Source organism: Tropicimonas sediminicola (assembly GCF_900188335.1).
Taxonomy (GTDB): Bacteria; Pseudomonadota; Alphaproteobacteria; order Rhodobacterales; family Rhodobacteraceae; genus Tropicimonas; species Tropicimonas sediminicola.
Genome location: NZ_FZOY01000003.1, coordinates 386,088 through 407,116 on the forward strand (window position 1 = coordinate 386,088; position 21,029 = coordinate 407,116).

21 protein-coding genes are annotated in these 21,029 nt (G+C 66.9%); 15 read left to right on the forward strand and 6 right to left on the reverse strand.

Features of this window, described 5'->3' with window-relative positions; all coding sequences use genetic code 11:
* Positions 1-14: 14 nt before the first annotated feature.
* The 3 genes from CHB86_RS10300 to miaA all read right to left on the reverse strand — a co-directional run bounded on the left by CHB86_RS10300 (position 15) and on the right by miaA (position 3,716).
* Positions 15-1,679 (reverse strand): ABC transporter substrate-binding protein, encoded by a 1,665-nt coding sequence (locus tag CHB86_RS10300; RefSeq protein ID WP_089232946.1) that lies wholly within the window; start codon positions 1,677-1,679, stop codon positions 15-17.
* Between the two features lie 277 nt (positions 1,680-1,956).
* On the reverse strand, positions 1,957-2,763 hold the full coding sequence (locus tag CHB86_RS10305; protein ID WP_089232947.1) for a helix-turn-helix domain-containing protein: 807 nt from the start codon (positions 2,761-2,763) through the stop codon (positions 1,957-1,959).
* Positions 2,764-2,849: 86 nt separating this feature from the next.
* The gene (gene miaA, locus CHB86_RS10310) at positions 2,850-3,716 is read right to left on the reverse strand and encodes a tRNA (adenosine(37)-N6)-dimethylallyltransferase MiaA (protein ID WP_089232948.1); all 867 of its coding nucleotides are present in this window, start codon (positions 3,714-3,716) and stop codon (positions 2,850-2,852) included.
* A gap of 79 nt (positions 3,717-3,795) precedes the next feature.
* Between miaA and pyrH the strand changes: the two genes are divergently transcribed.
* On the forward strand, positions 3,796-4,533 hold the full coding sequence (gene pyrH / locus CHB86_RS10315) for a UMP kinase (protein ID WP_089232949.1): 738 nt from the start codon (positions 3,796-3,798) through the stop codon (positions 4,531-4,533).
* Between the two features lie 25 nt (positions 4,534-4,558).
* On the opposite strand, the gene CHB86_RS10320 is transcribed toward pyrH, so the two are convergent.
* On the reverse strand, positions 4,559-5,113 hold the full coding sequence (locus tag CHB86_RS10320; RefSeq protein ID WP_089232950.1) for a hypothetical protein: 555 nt from the start codon (positions 5,111-5,113) through the stop codon (positions 4,559-4,561).
* Between the two features lie 360 nt (positions 5,114-5,473).
* Between CHB86_RS10320 and frr the strand changes: the two genes are divergently transcribed.
* The 12 genes from frr to lpxB all read left to right on the forward strand — a co-directional run bounded on the left by frr (position 5,474) and on the right by lpxB (position 17,044).
* Complete coding sequence (frr, locus tag CHB86_RS10325; RefSeq protein ID WP_089232951.1) at positions 5,474-6,040, forward strand: ribosome recycling factor; 567 nt, start codon at positions 5,474-5,476, stop codon at positions 6,038-6,040.
* A gap of 54 nt (positions 6,041-6,094) precedes the next feature.
* Entirely contained in the window at positions 6,095-6,820 is a 726-nt protein-coding gene (gene uppS, locus CHB86_RS10330) for a polyprenyl diphosphate synthase (protein ID WP_089232952.1), read from the forward strand.
* Complete coding sequence (locus tag CHB86_RS10335; RefSeq protein WP_281251214.1) at positions 6,813-7,628, forward strand: phosphatidate cytidylyltransferase; 816 nt, start codon at positions 6,813-6,815, stop codon at positions 7,626-7,628. The genes uppS and CHB86_RS10335 overlap by 8 nt, the downstream gene beginning before the upstream one ends.
* On the forward strand, positions 7,625-8,803 hold the full coding sequence (gene dxr / locus CHB86_RS10340) for a 1-deoxy-D-xylulose-5-phosphate reductoisomerase (RefSeq protein ID WP_089232954.1): 1,179 nt from the start codon (positions 7,625-7,627) through the stop codon (positions 8,801-8,803). The genes CHB86_RS10335 and dxr overlap by 4 nt, the downstream gene beginning before the upstream one ends.
* A gap of 6 nt (positions 8,804-8,809) precedes the next feature.
* A complete protein-coding gene (gene rseP / locus CHB86_RS10345; RefSeq protein WP_089232955.1) occupies positions 8,810-10,147 on the forward strand; it encodes an RIP metalloprotease RseP in 1,338 nt (445 codons plus the stop codon).
* Positions 10,148-10,244: 97 nt separating this feature from the next.
* On the forward strand, positions 10,245-10,376 hold the full coding sequence (locus CHB86_RS25215; RefSeq protein WP_281251215.1) for a hypothetical protein: 132 nt from the start codon (positions 10,245-10,247) through the stop codon (positions 10,374-10,376).
* A 227-nt stretch (positions 10,377-10,603) separates the two neighbouring features.
* Positions 10,604-12,904 (forward strand): outer membrane protein assembly factor BamA, encoded by a 2,301-nt coding sequence (bamA, locus tag CHB86_RS10350; protein ID WP_089232956.1) that lies wholly within the window; start codon positions 10,604-10,606, stop codon positions 12,902-12,904.
* Positions 12,905-12,906: 2 nt separating this feature from the next.
* Positions 12,907-13,536: an OmpH/Skp family outer membrane protein gene (locus CHB86_RS10355; protein WP_089232957.1), complete on the forward strand. Its 630-nt coding sequence runs from the start codon at positions 12,907-12,909 to the stop codon at positions 13,534-13,536.
* Between the two features lie 227 nt (positions 13,537-13,763).
* A complete protein-coding gene (fabZ, locus tag CHB86_RS10360; RefSeq protein WP_089232958.1) occupies positions 13,764-14,243 on the forward strand; it encodes a 3-hydroxyacyl-ACP dehydratase FabZ in 480 nt (159 codons plus the stop codon).
* A gap of 4 nt (positions 14,244-14,247) precedes the next feature.
* Positions 14,248-15,045 carry an acyl-ACP--UDP-N-acetylglucosamine O-acyltransferase gene (gene lpxA, locus CHB86_RS10365; protein WP_089232959.1) on the forward strand — a complete coding sequence of 266 codons (798 nt, stop codon included), beginning with the start codon at positions 14,248-14,250 and terminating at the stop codon, positions 15,043-15,045.
* Positions 15,042-15,872, forward strand: coding sequence for an LpxI family protein (locus CHB86_RS10370; RefSeq protein WP_245837883.1), 831 nt, complete (start codon positions 15,042-15,044; stop codon positions 15,870-15,872). Before lpxA ends, CHB86_RS10370 begins: the two co-directional genes overlap by 4 nt.
* The gene (gene lpxB, locus CHB86_RS10375) at positions 15,872-17,044 is read left to right on the forward strand and encodes a lipid-A-disaccharide synthase (RefSeq protein WP_089232960.1); all 1,173 of its coding nucleotides are present in this window, start codon (positions 15,872-15,874) and stop codon (positions 17,042-17,044) included. Before CHB86_RS10370 ends, lpxB begins: the two co-directional genes overlap by 1 nt.
* Positions 17,045-17,121: 77 nt before the next feature.
* On the opposite strand, the gene CHB86_RS10380 is transcribed toward lpxB, so the two are convergent.
* Both CHB86_RS10380 and mnmA read right to left on the reverse strand, forming a co-directional pair.
* Positions 17,122-18,204, reverse strand: a complete 1,083-nt coding sequence (locus CHB86_RS10380) for an NAD(P)/FAD-dependent oxidoreductase (protein WP_089232961.1) — start codon at positions 18,202-18,204, stop codon at positions 17,122-17,124.
* 114 nt (positions 18,205-18,318) lie between these two features.
* Positions 18,319-19,461 (reverse strand): tRNA 2-thiouridine(34) synthase MnmA, encoded by a 1,143-nt coding sequence (gene mnmA / locus CHB86_RS10385; RefSeq protein ID WP_089232962.1) that lies wholly within the window; start codon positions 19,459-19,461, stop codon positions 18,319-18,321.
* 130 nt (positions 19,462-19,591) lie between these two features.
* Between mnmA and sciP the strand changes: the two genes are divergently transcribed.
* On the forward strand, positions 19,592-19,876 hold the full coding sequence (gene sciP / locus CHB86_RS10390; RefSeq protein WP_089232963.1) for a CtrA inhibitor SciP: 285 nt from the start codon (positions 19,592-19,594) through the stop codon (positions 19,874-19,876).
* 126 nt (positions 19,877-20,002) lie between these two features.
* Positions 20,003-20,716 (forward strand): response regulator transcription factor CtrA, encoded by a 714-nt coding sequence (gene ctrA / locus CHB86_RS10395; protein WP_089232964.1) that lies wholly within the window; start codon positions 20,003-20,005, stop codon positions 20,714-20,716.
* The last annotated feature ends 313 nt before the right edge of the window (positions 20,717-21,029 follow it).

Genomic DNA, 21,029 nt, shown 5'->3' on the forward strand with positions numbered 1-21,029 from the left:
GAACACCGGATGGATCAGGCGGCGAAACCGTACTTGTAGGCGTGGATCTCGTCGGAGATGTGCCGTTCGGCTCCGACCACGCCCTCGCGGGTGTGGCGGTAGACGGTGCGCCAGTAGGGCTGGATCGTTACGCCCTCGTCGCGCACGAGCTGCTGCATCTTGGCCGAGACCTCGCGGCGCTTGTCCGCATCGGCGATCGCCAGCGCCTCGTCGAGCAGCGCGTCGAACTCGGCATTGGCCCAGCCGAACTCGTTCCAGGCCTCGCCCGAGCGATAGGCCAGGGCGTAGATCTGGACGCCGAGCGGGCGGCCGTTCCAGTTGGTCGAGCTGAACGGGTACTTGGTCCAGTCGTTCCAGAAGGTCGAGCCGGGCAGGATCGTCCGCTTCACGTTGATGCCGGCGTCGCGCAGCTGGGCGGCGACGGCGTCGGTGGTGTTGCGGCGCCAGTCGTCATCGATAGACATGAGCTCGTGCTCGAAATCGAGCATTCCGGCCTCTTCGAGCAGCGCAAGGGCGCTCTCGACGTCGCGCTCCACCGGGCCGATGTCGGCATATTCGGGGTGCAGCGGCGAGACGTGGTCGTTGTTGGCCGTGGTGCCGCGGTCGGAATAGCCGAGCTCGAGGCAGACCGCGTTGTCGACGGCCATCGCCAGCGCCTTGCGGACGCGCACGTCCTCGTAGGGCTTCTTGCCGTCCACCTCGGCCAGCTGGTTGGGCCGGATGACGATGGTGTGGGTGGTGACGGCTTCGGATTTCACGAAGCCGAGGTCGGTAAGCAGGTCGATGTATTCGCCGACGGATTCGTAGTTGGCGTCGACCTCCTCGGACTCGAGCGCCGCCAGCCAGGCCGCGGGGTCGGTGCCGTAGTCGACGAACTGGAGGCTGTCGAGATAGGGGCCGCCATAGACCTCGGTTCCCCACCATTCATGCTCGGTGTTGCGCACGATGGTGCATTGCACGCCGACCTCGTGGCTCTCGATCAGGAACGGGCCGGTGCCGACATTGTCCTTGCCGAGTGCCTCGTCATAGCTGGAATGCACGATGGCGGCCGGGTAGTCGGCCATGCCGGGGATGATGGTGATGTCGGGCTTGGGCAGGTTGAGCTTGACGGTCATGTCGTCGACAACCTCGATCACGCCCTCGCCGGCCATCTTGGTGTCCGGATCCACGAGGCTGGCCATGCGGCTGGCCATCGAGTTGGCCGGCACCTCGGCTTCGCACCAGCGCTCGATGTTGCGGGCCACGTCGGCAGCGGTGAAAGGCTCGCCGTTGTTCCACTTGGCGTTCGGGCGCACCTTGAGTGTGTAGGTCTTGGCGTCCTCGCTGATCTCCCAGCTTTCCAGCAACATGCCGCGGATCGAGCCGTCGTTGTTGTATTCGACGAGGTATTCCAGCGTGCCGCGCACGGCGTTGGCGATCTGCGAGAAGTCGGAAATCCGCGGATCCTTGATGGGCAGAACGTCCATCTGCATCTTCATGTCACCGCCCTCGGCGATGGCGGGCTGTGCGACGGCCGGCTGCCGAACACCGATCAGGCCATAGGCACCGGCGGCGGTGACGCCGAGCGCGGTTGCGCGGGCCATGAACTCGCGCCGGCTCAGTTTCCCGGCCTTGCATTCTTCCGCATACATTCGGGCTGCCGGATGCACCGGGCGGCCGTTAAGGGTGGGATGCGTCATTCTTGTCTCCCTGTGACACACGAGCGTTCATTCTGTTTTTCTGAGACGGCAGGCCGTGGTTTCCCACGATCCGAGATCCTGCAGTGGACCCGGTCAAACGCCACCCCGTCTTCCTGTCGACCCCGGCATTCGGCACGAGAACTTGCCGTGCGTCAACAATCGCTTGCGAAGGTCGAGGTCTGATTGCGACATCCCGGGGGATCAAAAACGACAAGTCTGATGGACGCAACCAAAAACCGGGCCGATTTCCCTAACGGTAGCCGAGTTTCTCGGCAGATCATGGCTGTCGTCTCTCGCGGAACTCGGTGGGGGTCTGGCCGGTGCGGTTGTGGAAGGCGCGGGTGAAATAGGCGGCCGAGCCGTAGCCCAGGATCTCGGCCACGCGCTTCACCGGCAGCGCGGTGTCGAGCAGCAGGCGGCGCGCCTCGAAGGTGAGCCGGTCGGCGAGCAGTTCCGAGGCCGGGCGGCCGCAGGTCTGGTTGCAGACCCGGCTCAGGTGGGTGGGCGTGACGCCGAGGGATTCGGCATAATCGCCAACCGATTGGCCGGTGTAGAGCTGCTCCTCGATCGCCCGCGTGTAGCGCCGCACGAGATCGCGCGCGGCGGTCTCGCCGGGGCGGTCCTCGTAATCCGCGCGCTGCCGCGCGATCCAGACCGACAGCAGCCCGGCGTGACAGGCGATGGCGCGGTCGCGGAGCGGGCGGTCGGCGTCGATCTCGCGTTGCAGCGCCTCCAGCAGGCTGGTCAGTTCGTTCTGGTGGCGGGCGTCGCGCACCCGCAGGTGACAGGGCTCGGCCGGCAGGTCGAGACCGTCGCTCTGGTTGAAGAAGATCGCGGTGCCGAAAACCTTTCCGGAGACGTCGAAACCATGCATCGTCCCGCCCGGCACGAACACGGCATTGTGAGCGCCATAGCCGCGCGTCAGCCCCGCGACGGTGATCCGGCCCTGGCCACGGGTGAACCACAACAGGAGCGGCATCCGGTAGCTGCGCATCGCCTCGGTGCGCCACCGGCCGCCCTGCGCCAGGCGCTGGACGGGGACCAGCCGAAGCGGCCCGGTGGAAACGGCAGGCAGAATGGACATCGCGAACCCCCGGTCGGGCACCGGCCCGACAGGGGCGACACTGCACCGCCGCAAATGGTTAATCAAGCGGGTGGGCGGCGTTGCCCTCAGCCGGCCAGCGAAACCGGCCGCCAGTCCTTCATACGGGCGCGGAACCACGTCCTCTGGCGCTTGGCATATTGGCGTGTCGCGACCTGCGCCGCCTCGCGGGCCTCGCTGAGCGAAAGTTCGCCACGCAGATGCGCGATCAGTTCCGGTGCGCCGATGGCGCGGGACGAGGGCAGGGCGGGGTCCCAGCCGGCGAGGTTGGCCCGCGCTTCTTCCAGCGCGCCCTGGGCCAGCATCTGGTCGAACCGGCGCTCGATCCGGGGCGTGAGCCACGCCTTCGGGGCGTCCACCACCAGCGCCTGGGCCTGTTCGAGCGGCAGAAGCGGCGCGGGCGTCTCGTCCTGCCAGGCGGCGAGCGGGCGGCCGGTCGCCTTCAGCACCTCCCAGGCGCGCTGAACGCGGGCGGGGTTGGCGGTGTCGATCCGGGAGGCCGTCTCGGCGTCGAGCTCGGCCAGGCGGGCGGCGTGATCCATCGCGTCGGCTTCCCGGCGGATCTCTGCCGGTACGGGCGGTATCTCGACCAGCCCCTCGGTCAGGGCGGTGAAGTAGAGCCCGGTGCCGCCGACCACGATCAGCCGCTCCGGCCCCGCCAGAAGGGCGGAGACCTCCCGCAGCCAGTGCCCCACCGAATAGGGCGCGTAGCGTCCGACATGACCATAGAGCCGGTGCGGCGCCTGCGTTTCCTCGGCCTCCGAGGGGCGGGCCGTCAGCACCCGCCAGTTGCCGAAGACCTGCAGCGCGTCGGCATTCACGATGATGCCGCCGCCGGACGCGGCAAGCTCCAGCGCCAGCGCCGACTTGCCGCTCGCGGTGGGGCCGGCGATCAGGACCGGGCGCTCGTCGTCGATCTCGGAGAGGTCAATCACCGTTACTTCCGTCTTGGCTGTTGATGCCGGCGCGGTTTTCGGACAGGAAGGCGCCGGAGCAGATCAGGGGGATCGTGATATGTTGGACGCAACCGAGGATCAACCGGCACCGGCCTACAAGCGGGTCCTTCTGAAAATATCCGGCGAGGCGCTGATGGGTGACCAGGGCTTCGGCCTGCACCCGCCCACCGTGGAACGGATCGCCCGCGAGGTGAAGTCGGTCCAGGAACTCGGCGTCGAGATCTGCATGGTGATCGGCGGCGGCAACATCTTCCGCGGGCTTTCGGGCTCGGCGCAGGGGATGGAGCGGACCACCGCCGACTACATGGGCATGCTCGCCACGGTGATGAATGCGCTGGCCATGCAATCGGCGCTCGAGGGGCTCGGGGTCTACACCCGGGTGATCTCGGCGATCCGGATGGACGAGGTCTGCGAGCCCTACATCCGCCGTCGCGCCGTGCGGCACCTCGAAAAGAAGCGGGTCTGCATCTTCGCCGCCGGCACCGGCAACCCGTATTTCACCACCGACACCGCAGCGACGCTGCGCGCCAACGAGATGGCCTGCGAGGCGATCTTCAAGGGCACCAAGGTCGACGGTGTCTACGACAAGGACCCGGTGAAGTTTCCGGACGCGGTCCGCTACGACACCGTGACCTACGACGATTGCCTGGCCAAGCACCTGAAGGTCATGGACGCCTCGGCCATCGCGCTGGCCCGCGACAACAACCTGCCGATCATCGTCTTCTCGCTGGACGAACCGGGCGGGTTCCGCGGCATCCTGGCGGGCGAGGGTACCTATACCCGCGTCCACGGCTGACCCGCTCCGGCGCTGGCATGCCGTCTCAATAGACGGCGATGATCGAGAGCGGCGAGGCGCTTGCCGTGCCGTGATTGATCAGGCGGACGGCGTAGTCGCCCGACCGCTCGGCACGATCCAGAAAGACGCGATCCGTCACGGTCCGGAGCGCCAGCGGCTGCCCGTCCGGGTCGCGGACTTCGAGGATCAGGCCGGGGGACAGCTCGACCACGCGGGCAAACAGGTGCTGGCCCGCGATCAGCGGCACGACGTATTGCGTGGCCTCCGACGTGGCGATCGTGTCTTGCAGGACAGCCGAGGGAGCGCCGGCCGCAAGCCGCACCGGGCGCGGTTCTGGGAACTCGGCCATCTCGACATCGTCGATCAGCCCGTTGGCCTGACCGCTGCATTGCCAGATCTCTCCGGCGCCGTCGCGCAGCGATACCCGCGTCGCCGCGCCAAGTCCGAAGGCGCCGAGAAGGGTCATGCCCGGCGGCGTATCGGGGCCGCAGATCTGCATCACGTAATCCGTGCATACGGCGATGGCCGCCTGGTCGCCCCAGGTGGCGGCGGGGGTGCAGGTGCTGGCCAGAAGGGCCATCAGGGCAGGTATTCTGACGGGCAAATGTCCTCCGGGTTTCATCTATGCCCAGCGGGCGTCGAGCGAACCGGCAGAACCGGACGCCCCATCAGTAGCCGAACGCTGGCCATTGACGACGCGAATCTTGCAGGGCGGATCGCTCCGGGGCGGTTCTCCGCCGATCACGGCGCCTTTGGCGAACCGCGGCGGCGGTGCCGATGTGCAGGGCCGGGCGGTGCAGATGGCACGGGCGAAGGACAGCAACTTGCCTCGGGACCGCCGCATTCAGGCTGTTGCGGTCGATTATGCAACCTATACATTCAGACTCCCCGGCGTTAGAAGTTTTCCGAACGAACGAGATGCTTGCAAGGGAACAGGCACATGTCAGCAGACTACGAAGATCCCGATATGGACGACCTCAAGCACCGCATGGACGGTGCGCTGCGGGCGTTGAAAAATGAATTCCTTTCGCTCCGCACCGGGCGGGCGTCCGCGTCGATGCTGGACCCGATCCAGGTCGATGCCTACGGCTCGATGACGCCGCTGAACCAGATCGGGACGGTCAACGTGCCCGAGCCGCGGATGATCACGCTCAACATCTGGGACAAGACGATGGTGTCCAAGGCGGAGAAGGCCCTCCGCGAGAGCGGGCTGGGGATCAACCCGGTGGTCGACGGCACGATCATCCGGCTGCCGATTCCGGAGCTCAACGAGGAGCGCCGCCGCGAGCTGACCAAGGTCGCCGCGACCTATGCCGAGAATGCCCGGATCGCCATCCGCAACGTGCGCCAGGACGGCATGCACCAGCTGAAGAAGGCCAAGTCCGACGGCATGCCCGAGGACGACGAGCGGATCTGGCACGACGAGATCCAGGAGCTGACCGACAAGCACATCAAGCAGGTCGACGACGCTCTGGCGCACAAACAGGAAGAGATCATGCAGGTCTGAGCCCCAGGGCTCGGATCCGCTATTGCCCATTTCAGCCCAGGAAAGGGGCCATTCATGCCCGCCAACGACCCTCGCGCAAAGGCCCCGGACCACGTGGCCATCATCATGGATGGCAATGGTCGCTGGGCAACCGCGCGGGGACGCCCCCGGCTCTTCGGTCACCAGGCCGGCGCCCGCAGGGTCAGCGAGATCGTGGAGGCCTGTCCGGAGCTCGGCGTTCGCTACCTGACCATCTTCGCCTTCTCGACGGAGAACTGGAAGCGCACCCAGGCCGAGGTTTCGGGCCTGATGACCCTGTTCCGGCGCTATATTCTGAAGGAGGCGCAGCGGCTGCTGAACAAGCGGGTGCGCGTGCGCTTTATCGGCGACCGTGACCGGCTCGATCCCAAGCTGGTGCGGCTGATGGACGATCTGGAGGCGCTCACCGAGGCCAACGATCACGTCCACCTGACGATTGCACTGAACTACGGCGGCCGGGACGAGGTGACGCGCGCCACCCGGCGGCTGGCCCGCGAGGTGGCCGAAGGACGGATCGATCCGGATTCCGTCACCGCAGAGACCCTCGGCCGCTTCCTCGACACTCACACGCTGCCCGACCCCGACCTCGTGATCCGCACCAGCGGCGAGGCACGGATCTCCAACTTCCTGCTCTGGCAATCCGCCTATGCGGAATACGAGTTCGTCGACACGCTCTGGCCGGATTTCACCGCGGACAAGTTCGCCGAGATCCTCGCGCGTTTCGGCAAGCGGGAGCGGCGCTTCGGAGCGGTCATTGGCTGACGAGAAGAAATCCGCGCCCGGCGGGGCGACCCGCTGGGACGATCTGAACGCCCGCACCTGGACGGGACTGGCCATGGTGCTGATCGGCGTGGTCGCGATCCGGCTTGGCGGCGTCTGGTTCCAGATGCTCGTGGTCTTCGTGACCTCGGTGATGATCTGGGAACTGGCCCGCATGGTCCGCCCGGGCCTCGACGTCGGCGCGATGCTCCTTGCGGCCTTTTCCGCCTCGGTCATCTCCGGCCTGTTGTCGGAGAAACCAGACTGGCACCTCGTGCTTCTGCTTGTTCCGGCGGCTGTCGGCACGCTGGCGATGCAGCGGGAGCGGCCCATGTTCTTCCTGTTCGCGCTCGGCATCACCGTGGCGGGCTGGGGGTTGATCATGGCGCGGGAGACCTATGGCGGCACCTGGCTCTTCTGGATGGTGATCGTTGTTGTGGTGACCGATGTCGCCGGCTATTTCGCGGGCAGGAAGTTCGGCGGGCCGAAGTTCTGGCCGCGGATCAGCCCCAAGAAGACATGGTCCGGCACCATTGCCGGCTGGATCGGCGCGGCGCTTGTCGGTGCGCTGTTCCTTACCTTCACCGATTCCGGGCGCGACCTGATCTGGATCTCGATGATCCTGTCGATGGCCTCGCAGATGGGCGATATCGCCGAGAGCGCGTTGAAGCGTCGGGTGGGGGTCAAGGACAGCTCGGCCCTGATCCCTGGCCACGGCGGCCTGTTCGACCGGTTCGACGGGTTGCTCGGCGCGTCGCTCTTCATGCTGTTGCTGGCGCTGATCGTCGATGTGCCCGAGGTACGGATATGAGGCGGGTGTCGATCTTCGGCGCCACCGGCTCGATCGGCGAGAACACGGTCGACCTTATTGCCCGCGCACCCGAGGAATACGATGTCGTCGCGCTGTCGGGCGGGCGCAATGTGGCCCGCTTGGCGGAGCAGGCGATCGCGCTCAATGCCGAGATTGCAGTCACCTGCTATTCCGAGTGCAAACAGGAGCTTGCGGCGCGCCTTTCAGGCACCGGCATAGACGTCGGTGCCGGGCCGGAGGCGATTGCCGAGGCGGCGGAGCGGCCTGCGGACTGGGTCATGTCCGCCATCGTCGGGGCGGCCGGGCTGGCACCCGGTCTGGCGGCGTTGGAGCAGGGCGCGACCCTGGCGCTGGCCAACAAGGAGTCGCTGGTCTGCGCCGGCGCGCTGCTGATGGAGACGGCGCGGGCTCACGGAGCACAGGTTCTGCCGGTCGACAGCGAGCACAGCGCCGTCGCGCAAGCTCTTGTTGGCGAAGATATTTCCTCCGTCGAACGGGTCATCATCACGGCCTCCGGCGGCGCTTTCCGGGACTGGCCGCTGGAGGACCTGCCCAAGGCGACGCCGGAACAGGCGGCCAAACATCCCAATTGGGACATGGGCCAGCGGATCACGGTCGACTCGGCCTCCATGTTCAACAAGTCTCTGGAACTCATTGAGACGCGAGAGTTTTTCGGGTTTGATCCGAGCCAGATCGAAGTCGTCGTCCACCCGCAATCGCTGATTCATGCGCTGGTGGGCTTCAACGACGGCGCCCTGATGGCGCATGTCGGTCCGCCCGACATGCGGCATGCCATCGGCTATGCGCTGCACCACCCCGAACGGCGTCACCTGCCTGTGGAGCGGCTCGACCTGGTGAAGATCGGCCGGCTCGATTTCCGCGAGCCCTGCGAGCGCCGCTGGCCGGCGCTGAGGCTGGCGCGCGAGGTGATGCGGAGCGGCGGCGTGTCGGGCGCGGCCTTCAACGCTGCCAAGGAAGTGGCGCTCGATGCCTTCCTTGCGCGGCAGATCCGATTCACCGACATGGCGGCGGTCGTCGAGGAGGTGCTGGAGGCGATGGAACGCGACGGCGCCCTGAAATGTGACCGGATGCGCCTTGATCATGTCATGGAAACGGATCATCTCGCTCGGAAGCGGGCGGCGGAAGCCGCCGAACAGATCGCAACGGAAGCCTGAGGTCCCATGGATATTGCCACGTTGATCCCCCAGTTCGGGGGCGCCCTCTGGACCTTTGCCGCCTTTGTCGTGGCGCTCAGCGTGATCGTTTTCGTGCACGAATACGGCCATTACATCGTCGGGCGCTGGTCCGGCATCCGGGCCGAGGTGTTCTCCATCGGTTTCGGTCCGGTTCTGCTCAAGCGGACGGACAGGCGCGGCACGCAATGGCAGGTGGCGGCGCTGCCGTTTGGCGGTTACGTCAAGTTCCTGGGCGATGCCAGCGCGGCCAGCGACAAGGCGTCGGACACCTACGACCAGCTCGACGAGGATACCAAGCGCCACACCATGCACGGCGCGCCGCTCTGGGCGCGGGCGGCGACGGTGGCGGCCGGGCCTGTCTTCAACTTTATCCTGTCCATTCTGGTCTTCGCCGCGATCCTGCTGTGGCAGGGCACCCCGCGGGAGCCCGTTCAGATCGGGACGCTGAAACCCATGCCGGAGGCGGCGCAGGGGCTGTTGCCGGGCGACACGATACTTGCCGTCAGCGGCACCGAAACGCCCGATTACCAAGGCTTCTTCGACGTCGTGCGCGAGATGCCGGTCACCGAAAGCGTCCGCTACGATATCGATCGGGCAGGGGAGCAGGTGGCGGTCGAGGGGCCCTATCCGTTCCCCCCGCTGGTCGAAGGGCTCCAGGCCGGTTCGGCCGCGATGGACGTGGGCATCGAGACCGGCGACGTGATCACCGCGATCGACGGCACGCCGCTGATCGCCTTCAAGCAACTCCAGGAAGCGGTCGGCGAGTCCGACGGCAAGCCGCTGGCGCTCGACATCTGGCGCGATGGCGAAACGCTCGAGTTCGTGCTGGCGCCGCGGCGGGTGGACCTTCCGACGGCCGATGGCGGGTTCGAGACGCGCTGGCTGATCGGGATGACGGGCGGGCTGATGTTCACCCCGGCCACCGAGACGCCGGGCGTGCTGGAATCGCTGCAATACGGTGTGGACCAGACCGGCTTCATCATCCAGAGCTCGCTGTCGGGGCTGTGGCACATGGTGACCGGCGCGATTTCGGCCTGCAACCTGCGCGGCCCGATCGGCATTGCCGAGACCAGCGGTGCGGCGGCAAGCCAGGGCGTGGACAGTTTCATCTGGTTCATCGCCGTGCTGAGCACCGCGGTGGGGATGCTCAACCTGTTCCCGATCCCGGTGCTCGACGGTGGCCACCTGGTATTCCACGCCTACGAGGCGCTGGCCGGTCGTCCGCCCAGTGACAAGGCGCTGCGGCTGCTGATGGGCGTGGGCCTTTCCCTGATGCTCGCGCTGATGGCCTTCGCCCTCACGAACGACCTGTTCTGTCCCTGAAAAACGGCGAAAACGCCAGATTCTGCGCCCCAATGTGGTCACAATCCAAGCTTAAATTGGGGCCAGTGAAACAAGGGCGAACCGACAGGACCGACCAATGCAAACGATGAACGCCGGATATCAGAGCCTGAGCCTTCTGGTGCAGCTGAACTGGGACCGCCTGTTCTTTGCTGCCGCCATCATCGGCGCGCTGTTCGGCGCCGCCGCGCTTGGCTCGGCCATCGGCTGAGTGTTGCCGAAATAGCCTTGAGGGGGCGGCGCTCACGCGTCGCCCTTTGTCGTTTTGACAAGTGGGGCAAGGGACGCTAGCAAAGGCATAATAATCTACATCATGCGTCGGGGGACGTCGGCATGCACAAGAAAGATACGGGCGGCGCGAGCAGGCACGCCCGGCGGAACCGCAAAGGCGGCCTGACGCCGGCAAGGACACTCGCCATCGTCAGTTTGTTTCCTGTAATGACGGGTATTTTTCCGGTTGAGACATCGGCACAGAGCTATCGTTTCAGCAACGTGGACATCCAGGGCAACCAGCGGGTCGACCCGGCCACGATCGTGACCTATGCCGGAATCGGGCCCGGCCAGGCGGTCAGCGCGGCCGAGCTCAACGACGCCTACCAGAACATCGCCGCCTCCGGCCTGTTCGAAAAGGTCGAGCTGGTGCCCTCTGGCAACACCCTCGTGATCAAGGTCACGGAGTTCCCGACCATCAACGTGGTCGCCTTCGAGGGCAACCGGCGCCTGAACGATGAAGTTCTGACGCAGATCGTCCAGTCTCAATCGCGCCGGGTCTACTCCCCCTCGACCGCCGAGGCCGATGCTGCTGCCATCGCCGATGCCTACCGCGAAAGCGGCCGCCTGGCCGCTGCCGTCTCCCCCAAGATCATCCGCCGCTCCGACAACCGCGTCGACCTCGTCTTCGAGATTCAGGAAGGGCGGGTCAGCGAGATCGAGCGCCTCTCCTTCGTCGGCAACGGCACCTATTCCGACAGCCGCCTGCGCCGCGTGCTGGCCACCAAGCAGGCCGGCCTGATCCGGCAGGTGATCAACCGCGACACCTTCGTCGCGGACCGGATCGAGTTCGACAAGCAGCTGCTGACCGACTTCTACCGCTCTCGCGGCTTTATCGACTTCCAGGTGCTCAGCGTCACCTCCGAGCTCGACCGCAACCGCAAGGGCTACCTGCTGACGTTCAACGTCCGCGAGGGCCAGCGTTACCGGATCGGCAATGTGAGCGTCAGCTCCGAAGTGCCCGGCATCGACATGGACGCCTACCTGAAGGCGACCCGGCTGCGGTCCGGCGGCGTGTACTCCCCGGTTCCGATCGACACCGACATCGCCCGTCTGGAGCGTCTGGCGGTGGACCAGAGCCTGAACTTCATCCGTATCGAGCCGCGTCTGAACCGCAACGACCGCAACCTGACCATCGACGTCGAATACGTGATCAGCCGCGGGCCGCGGGTCTTCGTGGAGCGCATCGACATCGAGGGTAACACCGCGACGCTCGACAAGGTCATCCGGCGCCAGTTCGACACCGTCGAGGGCGACCCGTTCAACCCGCGGGAAGTGCGGGAAGGGGCGGAGCGGATCCGTGCGCTTGGCTTCTTCGCGGATTCCGAGGTGGTGCCGCGCGAAGGCACCCGTCCGGACCAGGTGATCGTCGACGTCAACGTCGAGGAGCAACCGACCGGCTCGCTCGGTTTCGGTCTGGGCTACTCGACCGACTCCGGTGTCGGCATCAACTTCAGCTTCTCGGAGACCAACTTCCTCGGGCGGGGACAGTCGCTGGGCGCCAGCCTCGGCTTCACCGATTCCACCAGTGTCTTCGGCTTCAACTTCGTCGAGCCGGCCTTCCTCGGGCGGGACGTGACCTTCGGCATTGCCTCCTACTACCGCGAGACGGAGCAGGATAACTCGGATTACGACACCGACAACGGTCTCTTCCGGCCCAGCTTCACCTTCCCGCTCAACGAACTCGCCCGTTTCGGCGTGCGCTTCGCCTACGATTACAGCCGCATCTACAACGTCGATACCGGCACCGAGGACGATCCGGACACCGATGAGGACGAGTTCGAGACCGGCTCTTCCTACGTGCTGCAGCAGGAAGAGGAGATGGGCGGCCTGAGCTCCTTCTCTGCCGGCTACACGATCTCCTACAGCACGCTCGACGACGGGCTCGATCCGACGGCGGGTGTCGGCCTGTTCTTCAGCCAGGACTTCGGCTACCGGGAGGACGAGGCCAGCTACGTCCGGACCGAGGCGACCCTTCGCGCTCGCAAGGCGATCTGGAACGAGGAAGTGACGCTCCGGGCCGAACTCGAGGCCGGCGGTGTGGTGTTCTCCGGCGGCGACAGCCGGATCACCGAGCGCTACTCGCTCTCCAACAAGATCCGCGGCTTCGAGGCCAACGGCGTGGGTCCGCGCGACCTGAACGTGGAGAACGAGGACGTGCTGGGCGGCAACTACTTTGCGGTCGCACGGTTCGAAGCGGACTTCCCGCTCGGCCTGCCCGAGGAATACGGGCTCAACGGCGGCGTGTTCTGGGATATCGGCTCGGTCTGGGGCCTCGACGAGACTTCCGGCGGACCCAACGGCGACGACGAGGTCGACGACGACTTCGCGCTGCGCTCTGCGGCCGGCGTCTCGCTGTTCTGGGATACGGCGATCGGTCCGCTCCGGTTCAACTTCTCGCGTCCCCTGATCAAGGAAGACTACGACGAGGAGCAGAACTTCGAGTTCACCGTCTCCACGCGCTTCTGATCATGGGGCGGCGCGGATTTCTCCGGGCCGGCCGCGCGCTTGTCGCTGCAACGGTGCTGAGCCTGTGCGGGCCGCTGGCCATTGCACAGCAGGCGGCGGATATCTTTGAAACGCCGGTCCTGACGCTCGATCAGGACCGGCTCTTTTCCGATACTCTGTACGGCAAGCGGGTCCTGGCGGAGCTGGAGCAGGTGTCGTCCGTACTCGCGGAGTTGAACCGCGAGATCAGCGCCCAGCTCACCGCCGAGGAGCAGCGGCTGACCGAACAGCGCCAGACGATGAGCCCAGAGCAGTTCCGGCCGCTGGCGGATGCCTTCGATGCCAAGGTCGTGCAACTGCGCGACGAGCAGGACGCCCGCATCCGGGACCTGCAGCGCCGGCGCGAACTGGAGCGGCGCGTCTTCATGCAGCGGGTCATCCCGGTCCTTTCCGAGCTGGTGCGCGAGGTCGGCGCCGTGGCGATCCTCGACGAGCGTGCGGTGATCCTCTCGGCCGACCAGATCGACGTGACTGAAAGCGCGATCGCGCGGATCGACAGCCTTGTCGGCGACGGCGGCGACCTTGCCCCGGTGTCGGATGGAACGGGCGCGGCACCCGCAGATGAGGGGGGCGCGCCCGCGACCGAGAACTAGGGCTCCCGCCACGTCCGGACCGCCTGTCGGCGGTCGGGACGTGTTGGGGGTGGCACCCTTCGGGTGCCGGAGCCGGGTGGCGAGGTTTCGCGCAAGTGCCTGTGGTTGGGCGGTTTCAGAGCCGTTGCCGCCGCCGCGTCGCTTGCCGTTGCGGGAGTTGACGTGTAGGAGCGAGGCAACGGCGGGCGCGGCCGCGACCCGTGACGACAAAGACAAGGCACTGACCCATGACCGATGAAAAGAGCCCGCTGCTCGAGGCGGACCACGCGACCATCCTGAAGATCCTGCCGCACCGCTACCCGTTCCTGATGATCGACCACGTGCGCGACATCGACGCCGGCAAGAGCGCTGTCGGGATCAAGAACGTCACCTTCAACGAGCCGCATTTCCAGGGCCATTTCCCGGGCCATCCGGTGATGCCCGGCGTGCTGGTGATCGAGGCGATGGCGCAGACCTCGGCGGTGCTGATCGGCGCGTCGCGCGGCATCACCGAGGAGCTGATGATCTACTTCACCACGGTCGACAAGGCGAAGTTCCGCCGTCCCGTGGTGCCCGGCGATGTGCTGGAGCTGCATGTGACGGTCAAGCGGGCCGGCTCGCGCATCGGCCGGTTCGAGGGGCGCGCGATGGTGAACGGCGAGTTGGCGGCGGAGGCCGAGTTCTCTGCCATGGTCCAGCTGCCGAAAGAGGCGGAAGTGGAGGGCTGAGCCCATGACCATCGATACGACGGCACGCATTCATCCCACCGCGGTGATCGACGAGGGCGCCGAGATCGGTCCCGGCGTCTCGATCGGGCCGTTCTGCGTGATCGGCCCCAAGGTGTCGCTGGCCGCGGGCGTGGAGATCAAATCCCATGTCGTGATCACCGGTCACACGGAGATCGGGGCGGAGACCGTGCTGTTTCCGTTCTCGGTGATCGGGGAGATCCCGCAGGACCTGAAATTCCATGGCGAGGACACCAAGCTCGTTATTGGCGCCCGCAACCGGATCCGGGAGCATGTGACCATCAACCCGGGCACAGAGGGCGGTGGCGGGATCACCAGCATCGGCGACGATTGCCTGCTGATGGCGGGCGTGCACGTGGCCCATGACTGCAGGGTCGGCAACCGTGTGATCCTGGTCAACAACGTCGGGCTCGCGGGCCATGTCCAGGTCGACGACGACGTGATCGTCGGCGGCATCTCGGGCGTTCACCAGTGGGTGCGCATCGGCAAGGGCGCGATCATCGGCGGCATGTCGAAGGTCGAGAAGGACGTTATCCCCTATGGAATGGTCCAGGGCGCGGCCGGCGAACTTGTCGGGCTCAACCTCGTGGGGTTGAAGCGGCGAGGGCTGGAGCGCGACGACATCAACGCCCTGCGCGACGCCTACCGGGTGCTGGCCGCCGAGGAAGGGACGTTCCGGGAGCGGGCGAAGGCGCTCGGGGCCCGGACCGAGAGCGAGTACGTCAAGGCGATCGTCGATTTCATCCAGGGCGATTCCGACCGCAGCTTCCTGACACCGGAGTGAGCCGCGTGCCGCCGCTGGCGCTGATTGCGGGGCAGGGGCGGCTGCCCGAGGTCCTGGCCGAGCGGCTCAGGGCCGAGGGGCGCGAGGTGATCTACTGCGCCTATCACGACGCGGCGCCGGGCGCCGTGACGCCCGACCTGACATTTCGGCTCGAGACCATGGGCTCGCTGCTCAAGGCGCTCGGAAAGCGCGGCGCGACGGAGGCCTGTTTCGCGGGCGGTATCCGCAGGCCGAAGCTCGACCCGCGGGCGCTGGACCTTGCCACAGTTCCCTTGCTGGGCCGTTTCGTCTCGGCGCTCGGAAAGGGCGACGATGGCGCCTTGCGGGTGGTGCTGGGGCTCTTCGAGGAGCGGGGCATGACCGTGCGCGCGGCGCACGAGATCCTGCCGGACCTGCTGCCGCCAGCGGGCGTTCTGGGACGGGTGACGCCGGACGAGGACGCCAGGGCGGACGCGGCGCGCGCGGCGGAGATCGTCTCGGCGCTCGGGCGCGCGGACGTGGGGCAGGGGTGCGTCGTGGCGCGGCGTCAGGCGCTGGCCATCGAGGCGATGCCCGGCACCGACTGGATGCTGGCGACGCTGCGGGACCGGCCCGAAGGCCTGCCCGCGGGCGGCGTGCTCTACAAGGCGCCAAAGCCGGTGCAGGATCGCCGGGTGGATCTTCCGACCATCGGGCCGGACACGATCCGCGCGGCGCAGGCGGCGGGGCTGACGGGCGTGGCGCTGGCCGAGGGCGGGGTGATGATCCTCGACCGTCCGGCAACGATCCAGGCGGCGGACGAGGCGGGGCTTTTTCTGTGGGTGCGGCCGACCGGGGAGTTGGGGTGATGCGGATTTTCCTGGTGGCCGGCGAGCCCTCTGGCGACAAGCTTGGGGCCGCGCTGATGGCGGGTCTGAAGCAGTTGGCTCCGGGCGTGGAGTTCCACGGCGTCGGCGGTCCGCTGATGGAGGCGGAGGGGATGCAGAGTCTGTTCCCGATGGCCGAGCTTTCGGTGGTCGGGCTGGCGGAGATCCTGCCGAAGTATTTCCAGCTGAAGCGGCGACTCGACGAGACGGTAGCGGCGGCCGTGGACCTGGCACCTGATGCGCTGATCACGATCGATTCGCCCGAATTCGGCCTGCGGGTCGCGCGGGGGGTGCGCAAGCTGTCGCCCGCCCAGCATACCGTTCACTATGTCGCGCCGACGGTCTGGGCCTGGCGGCCAAAGCGGGCGCAGAAGATGGCGCCGGACATCGACCAGGTGCTGGCGCTGCTGCCTTTCGAGCCGCCCTACATGGAAGCTGCGGGCATGCGCTGCGATTTCGTCGGGCACCCGGTCGTTGCCGAGCCGCGGGCCGATGCCGATGCGGCGGCGGCGTTCCGGGCGGCGCACGGGATTGCCCCGGACGCGCCGCTGGTGCTGGCGCTGCCGGGCTCGCGCCGGGGCGAGATCACCAAGCTTGCGCCGGTCTTCGGCGAGGCGCTGGCCCGCGTCATCAAGCGGCGCCCGGAGGTCCGGGTCGTGGTGCCGACGGTGGAGGCGCGGGCGGAACTGGCCGCGGAAATGATCGCCGACTGGCCCGGCGCGCCGATCCTGCTCGATCCGCGCGGGCGCGATGCGGGCGAGGCGCTGGCCGAGAAGCGCGCAGCCTTTGCCGCGGCGGATGCGGCGCTGGCGGCCTCGGGCACGGTGTCGTTGGAACTGGCGGCCGCCGATACGCCGATGGTGATCGGCTATGACGGGCCCTGGCTGAGCCGGGTCTACGTCACACGGCTGCTGCTGGTGGACACGGTGACGCTGGTCAACCTGGTGTCGGAGACGCGGGCCGTGCCCGAGTTCATCGGCAAGGCGTGCCGGGCGGAGACGATTGCCCCGGCTCTGCTGGAGGTGCTTGAGAACGGCGGGGCGCAGCACGCGGCGATGCGGCTGACCATGGAGCGGCTCGGACTCGGGCAGGAAGCGCCGGGCCTGCGGGCCGCGCGGGCGGTGCTCGACGGCCTGGAAGCGCGCGGGCGCTGAGGAAGGCTGACGGCCTTCCGGGTGTCGGCGGGTCGCTTTCCCGGATGGTTTCTCGGACAGAAGACGGTGGGTGAGCCTCAGCTCAGCCCGAAATGCCCGCGGTGCTTGGGCAGGAACAGCGTCTTGCCCTTGATCAGCCGGGTCGTGCCATTGCCGCGCACCCCGACGACCGGAAGGTAGCTCGCGCCAAGCCTCGGCCCGAGCGGCAGAAGGATCGGCGGGTTGGGCCAGGCACCATAGGCGAAGCTGCGCCCGAGATCCTGACCGCGCAGCAGGGTACGGACGGCGCGGGCGAGCCAGGGCACCTGCCGCATCGTGCCGACGATGGTCATGGCGTCGCCCAGGTCCACCGCGTCACCGGCGGCAAGCACATTGGGCAGGTCGGAGGGGCGCATCCAGCGGTCGGCGATGACGCGGCCGTCGGGGCCGGTTTTCGCGCCGGGCAGGGGCACCAGCAGCTCTGTCCGGGGCCGTGCGCCGGTCACGGGGAAGACCAGGTCGGCGGCGATCTTCTCGTCGGTGTCGAGGGTGATCGGCCCGGAGAAGGGCGCGGAGGTGCTGGCCAGCGAGACGGCACTGTGCCCGAGCCGCAGGGAAACACCGAGGAGATCCAGTCTCTTCCGGAGCTCGGCGCCGAGGCGCGACGGATAGGTCGGCAGAAGCGCCGGCGTATCGGAGACGAGCGTGACCTCGCAAGCAGGCATCGCGGCCTTGATCTCGCCCGCGAGTTCGATGCCCACCGCCCCGGCGCCGACAATGGCGACGGACCCGGCCCGCTGGAGCGATGAATGGGCCTCGGCCTGAGCCGCGCGGAAAGCCTCGATGTCGTCACCGGCGGGCTTGAAGGGCGCGGCATAGCCGGAGCCGGTCGCCACCACGATCACGTCGGCGGCAAGGTGGCTCCCGTCCGTCAGGGTGACCCCGGTGCCGGAGACCGACTCGACCCGGGCCTGCAACACCGTGCCCCGTTTCAGCAGGCCATCGTAAGGCATCAGCGCGCGCTCGACGAGATCCGGCTGCACCACCCCGCGGATCATCGCCGCGGCGTGGACGAAATGGCTGCGCGGTTCGATCAGGGTGACAGCGGCCGCGTTGTCAAGTTCGCGGGCGAGCGCGTAGCCGATATAGCCTCCGCCGACGATGATCACCTGTCCTGACATGCGCACGCTCCTTGCCTGCTCGTGGGGGTCTGCCCGCAATGTTTCGCTCGGCGGCCCAAGGTCAAGGCCGGGGTAGGGCGGGAGGCGCCGATCGGGTCGCGTCCCGCCGGGCAATCAGCCGCGCCAGATCCAGCCGCCCCCGAAGATGCGGGTGCCCTCGGTCTCATAGAAGACGCAGGCCTGGCCGGGCGAGACGCCTTCCTCCGGTGTCAGCAGTTCCACCTCGGCGGTGTCGGGGCCGGTGGGGCGCAGGATCGCCTCGCGCGGCGGGCGGGTGGAGCGGACCTTGACCGACAGCGGCCATTCGGCACGCGAGTCCATTGGTTCGTCGCCGAGCCAGTTGATCTCGCGCACCGGTACGATCCGCGTCGAGAGCTCGGATTTCGGGCCGACGATCACCTGCCGCGCGTCCGGATCGAGCTTCACGACATAGAGCGGGTCTGCCAGCCCGCCGATGCCGAGCCCGCGTCGCTGGCCGATCGTGTAGTGGATGACCCCCTCGTGCTGGCCAAGGACGCGGCCCTCCATGTCGACGATCTCGCCCGGCTCGCCGGCGCCCGGGCGCAACTTCTCGATCACCGAGGCATAATTGCCGTCGGGCACGAAGCAGATGTCCTGGCTGTCGGGCTTGTCGGCCACCGGCAGGCCGTGCTTGGCCGCGAGCGCACGGGTCTCGGCCTTGCTGGTGAGGTGGCCGAGCGGGAAGCGCAGAAAGGCCAGCTGCTCCGGCGTGGTCGAGAACAGGAAATAGGACTGGTCGCGCCGCGGGTCGCCCGCCATGTGCAGTTCCGGGCCGTTGTCGCCCATCTTGCGCTGGATGTAGTGGCCCGTCGCCATGCAGTCTGCATCCAGGTCGCGCGCGGTCTGCAGCAGGTCCTTGAACTTCACCCGCTCGTTGCAGCGGATGCAGGGCACCGGGGTGGCGCCGGCAAGGTAGCTATCGGCGAATTCGTCGATCACGGCGTCGCGGAAGAGGTTCTCGTAATCCAGTACGTAATGCGGGAAGCCCATGTCCTCGGCCACCCGGCGGGCATCGTGGATGTCGATGCCGGCGCAGCAGGCGCCTTTCTTGGCGAGCGCCGCGCCGTGGTCGTAGAGCTGGAGGGTCACCCCCACAACGTCATAGCCCTCGCGGGCGAGCTCCGCCGCGACGACGGACGAATCGACCCCGCCCGACATCGCCACGACGACCCGGGTCTCCGACGGGGGCTTGGCAAAGCCGAGTGAATTCAAGGGCGTGTCGCTGTCGAGCGGCATTTCGGGGCTCCATTAACCAGAGTGCCAGACCTTATAGGAAAATTCGAGACACTCTCAAGGCGGCGTTTCACCTGTCCTTAAGCGCGTTGGCGACAGGCTGCTGTCGAGTGGTGAGATGGGAGTGCAACTCATGTTTATCAAGAAGATAGACGGCCCGCGAGCCGTCACCTTGCCCGACGGCACGATCATGACCCGCGCCGACCTGCCGCCGAGCGACACCCGGCGATGGGTCGCAAGCCGCAAGGCGGCGGTCGTAAAGGCGGTCTGCGGCGGGTTGATCTCGCTGGAGGAGGCGAAATCCCGGTATGGCCTTTCCGACGAGGAATACGACAGCTGGCAGAGCGCGGTTGCCCGATTTGGCGAGGCAGCCCTGAAAACGACGTGCCTTCAGCAGTTCCGAGGTCCCCAGAAATAGCGAGGTTAACCATGCGCCGAAAAATGCAACTTTCAGTTGAGAGTGATCGGGTGCGGAAGCGGTAATCGGGGATTAACCAATTCGGGCCATGGTCGCGAGTAGAGGGACCGAAGCGGAGTAACAATTATGCGCATCCTGCTCGTCGAAGATGACCCGGCGACCGCCAAGAGCATCGAAATGATGCTCACCCATGCGAACCTGAACGTCTATTGCACCGATCTTGGTGAAGAGGCGATCGATCTCGCGAAACTCTACGACTACGATCTGATCCTGCTCGATCTCGGGCTTCCGGACATGACCGGGCACGAGGTTCTGCGCCAGCTGCGTCTCGCCCGGGTCGAGACGCCGACGCTGATCCTGTCGGGCGCCGACGATACGGATAACAAGGTGAAAGGCTTCGGTTTCGGGGCTGATGACTACCTGACCAAGCCGTTCCACCGCGAGGAGCTGGTGGCCCGGATCCACGCGATCATCCGGCGCTCCAAGGGCCATGCGCAATCGGTCATCCGCACCGGCAAGGTGACGGTCAACCTCGACGCCAAGACGGTGGATGTCGACGGAAAGGGCGTGCACCTGACCGGCAAGGAATACCAGATGCTGGAGCTTCTGAGCCTGCGGAAGGGCACGACGCTCACCAAGGAGATGTTCCTCAACCATCTCTATGGCGGCATGGACGAGCCCGAGCTCAAGATCATCGACGTGTTCATCTGCAAGTTGCGCAAGAAGCTCAGCCAGGCGACCGGCGGCGAGAACTATATCGAGACAGTCTGGGGCCGCGGCTACGTGCTGCGCGACCCGGAGCCAATGGAAATGGGGGCGAAATACGCCGTCGGCGCCTGAGCGCGCCGGGGCTCGCAGCCCGCAATACCCACCACTCACGACAGCACCACTCACGAGACGACACCGCGCGGCCTCTCCGCGGGAAAAGAACAGAAAAATTCCACTCCAGTGTATCTCTGGGCATGCTCATGGCGACATGGCATGCCCTTTTTTTCGGGGAATGACCTCGGATGTGGCGGTACAGCGCGACATGCGGCGGCATGAGCCGGGCGCTCTGGAGACAGAGGCGGTGGGCGAACGGCTGTCACTGTCGAACCGGTGCGATGCAGAGGGGCGTCGAGCGCGCCGAACCCAGTTGATGCGGAGGACGATG